The sequence below is a fragment of the Pseudomonas sp. AGC41 genome (genome assembly GCF_057334555.1).
Genome location: NZ_JBHFJB010000046.1, coordinates 54,664 through 57,661, shown reverse-complemented (window position 1 = coordinate 57,661; position 2,998 = coordinate 54,664). Strand labels below are relative to the sequence as shown.

Sequence of the window (2,998 nt, the reverse complement as noted above, 5' to 3'; positions counted from 1 at the left end):
CCCCCCCCCCCCCCCACGGTTCATCTGATAGGCTCGCCACATTACGCCTTCGGTTCTCTACATGACAGGTACAGCTGATGACGAACACTGCCCGCGCCGTTTTTCTCGACCACCCTTCACTGGACCTTGGCGACCTGGACCTGGGCCCGTTGCGCGCTTGCTTCAGCGAACTGCAATTGTTCGCCGGGACCCGCCAGGATGAGGTGACCGAGCGACTCAACGGCGCGACGGTGGCGATTACCAACAAGGTAGTGATCGACGCGGCAGCCATGGCCGCCAGCCCCGAACTAAAGCTGATCCTGATCAGCGCCACCGGCACCAATAACGTCGACCTCGCCGCTGCCCGCCACCACGGCATCACCGTGTGCAATTGCCAGGGCTACGGCACGCCATCGGTGGCCCAGCACACGGTCATGCTGTTGCTTAACCTGGCGACGCGCCTCGCCGACTACCAAAGAGCCGTGGCTGAAGGTCGCTGGCAACAGGCTTCGCAGTTCTGCCTGCTGGACTATCCGATTGTCGAGCTGCAAGGCAAGACCCTCGGTTTGCTTGGCCATGGCGAACTGGGCGGCGCCGTCGCGCGGCTGGCGCAAGCCTTTGGCATGCGCGTGCTGCTGGGACAGATTCCCGGGCGTCCGGCACGGCCGGATCGTTTGCCGCTGGATGAGCTGTTACCGCAGATCGATGCCCTGACCCTGCACTGCCCGCTCAACGAACACACCCGCCACTTCATCGGCGCGCGCGAACTGGCGCTGCTCAAGCCCGGCGCGTTCGTGGTCAACACCGCCCGTGGCGGCCTGATTGACGAACAGGCCCTGGCCGACGCCCTGCGCAACGGTCACCTGGGTGGCGCGGCCAGCGACGTGCTGAGCGTGGAGCCGCCGACCCAAGGCAATCCATTGCTGGCGGGCGACATTCCACGATTGATCATCACCCCACACAACGCCTGGGGCAGCCGCGAGGCGCGACAACGAATCGTCGGCCAACTGAAGGAAAACGCCCAGGGCTTTTTCAGCGGTACAGCGCGCCGGGTCGTCAGTTGATAAACTGCCGCACTTTTTTACCAGGAGCAGACCATGGATCCGCGCAGTGAAGTACTGCTTCGTCAGCCCGAATTATTTCAAGGCCCGGTCCTGCTGGCCGGCCTGCCCGCCGACGATCTGCTCGGCCGGTTGCCCGAGGCCCACGGCTGGTGCTGGCATGCCGGCGACCAGGCGGCACTCGATGCGCGCTTCCCAGAGCGCAGCCACTTTGGCGTGAACGTACCTGAGCGTGCATTCGACACCGCCGTGGTGTTCCTGCCCAAGGCCAAGGACCTCACCGATTACATTCTCAATGCCGTGGCCGCGCGCCTGGCCGGTCGCGAGGTGTACCTGGTAGGGGAAAAGCGCAGCGGCATCGAAGGCGCGTCCAAGCAACTCAACCCGTTCGGCAAGCCCCGCAAGCTCGACAGCGCGCGGCACTGCCAACTGTGGCAAGTCACCGTTGCCAATGCCCCGCAGGCCAAGCCGCTGGAGAGCCTGGCGCAGACCTACGAGCTGGCCCTGGCCGAAGGCCCGTTGCAGGTGATCAGCCTGCCGGGAGTGTTCAGCCATGGTCGGCTGGATCGCGGCAGCGCCTTGCTGCTGGAGCACCTGGACAAGCTGCCCAGCGGCCATCTGCTGGATTTCGGCTGCGGCGCCGGCGTGTTGGGCGCGGCAATCAAGCGTCGCTACCCGCATAACACCGTGACGCTGCTGGACGTGGATGCCTTTGCCGCTGCCAGCAGTCGGTTGACGTTGGCCGCCAACGGCCTGGACGCCGAGGTACTGACCGGTGACGGAATCGACGCCGCGCCCATGGGCCTGAGCGCGATCCTGAGCAATCCACCGTTCCACGTCGGCGTGCACACCGACTACCACGCCACCGAGAATTTGCTACGAAAAGCGGCCAAACATCTGAAAAACGGCGGCGAATTGCGCTTGGTTGCCAACAGTTTCCTCAAGTACCAGCCGCTGATCGAGGAGCACTTGGGCCCGTGCGCCATCAAAGCGGAAGGCCAGGGTTTTCGCATTTACCGGGCCAAGCGTGGCTGAAGCGTTTTTGGAAAACAGCGCTTGCCCAATCGGATTTGCCTAGGCAGAATCCGCACCGTCCTAGGGGAGTAGTCTCCCGCGAGCGCCATGCTCGCCCGGCATACGTCAACATACTTGGTCAGCAGACCATGGCGTATGCGGCCCAAGCGTCCACGCAGATGGTCGCTGGGTTTGACAAGACCTATGACACGCACACCTTACCCGGGGCGGGAAGGCTGTACGTGTCATAGCCGTGTCGACCCGCCCCTCTTAGGAATCACCTGATGCTGGACTCTTTCCTGGTACCCACCGCCATCGTTGCGCTGGCCGAAATCGGCGACAAGACGCAACTGCTTGCGCTTATCCTCGCTGCTCGCTTTCGCAAACCATGGCCGATCATTGCCGGCATCGTCGCCGCGACCCTGGCCAACCATGCGGCGGCCGGCGCGGTCGGGGCTTGGGTCAGTGGGTTTTTCTCCGCCTCGGTGTTGCATTGGATCCTCGCGGCGAGCTTTGCCGCCACGGCATTGTGGACCCTGGTGCCGGACAAGTTGGACGATGAAGAGGCCAATACCGCCCGCAAGTTCGGACCGTTCCTGACCACGCTGATCGCGTTTTTCCTGGCGGAAATCGGTGACAAGACCCAGATCGCCACGGTGATGCTTGCCGCGCAATACCCGGAGCTCTGGCTGGTGATCATCGGCACCACCGTGGGTATGTTGATCGCTAACGTACCGGTGGTATTGGCGGGCAATTTCGCCGCCGAGAAGCTGCCGCTTGCCCTTATCCGCCGTCTGGCCGCCTCGGCATTTTTCATCCTGGCGATCGTCGCGGTGTACAAGGCGATGCAGAGTAGCGGGTGGGTATGATATGACTCCAGAGCTACCGCGTTATCGTTCTTCGCGAGCAGGCTCGCTCCCACATTTGACCGCTTTGTCCTTGTG

The 2,998-nt window shown here is 63.3% G+C and carries 3 protein-coding genes and 1 riboswitch; all 3 genes read left to right on the top strand.

Annotation, left to right across the window (positions count from 1 at the left end; translation table 11 throughout):
- Window positions 1–77: 77 nt before the first annotated feature.
- The 3 genes from ACE04F_RS09255 to ACE04F_RS09245 all read left to right on the top strand — a co-directional run bounded on the left by ACE04F_RS09255 (window position 78) and on the right by ACE04F_RS09245 (window position 2,923).
- On the top strand, window positions 78–1,043 hold the full coding sequence (locus ACE04F_RS09255; RefSeq protein ID WP_486106079.1) for a 2-hydroxyacid dehydrogenase: 966 nt from the start codon (window positions 78–80) through the stop codon (window positions 1,041–1,043).
- Window positions 1,044–1,076: 33 nt separating this feature from the next.
- Window positions 1,077–2,075 (top strand): methyltransferase, encoded by a 999-nt coding sequence (locus ACE04F_RS09250; RefSeq protein ID WP_486106077.1) that lies wholly within the window; start codon window positions 1,077–1,079, stop codon window positions 2,073–2,075.
- A gap of 51 nt (window positions 2,076–2,126) precedes the next feature.
- A riboswitch (yybP-ykoY riboswitch) is annotated at window positions 2,127–2,248 on the top strand.
- Window positions 2,249–2,338: 90 nt separating this feature from the next.
- Window positions 2,339–2,923 (top strand): TMEM165/GDT1 family protein, encoded by a 585-nt coding sequence (locus ACE04F_RS09245; RefSeq protein ID WP_486106075.1) that lies wholly within the window; start codon window positions 2,339–2,341, stop codon window positions 2,921–2,923.
- Window positions 2,924–2,998 lie beyond the last annotated feature (75 nt).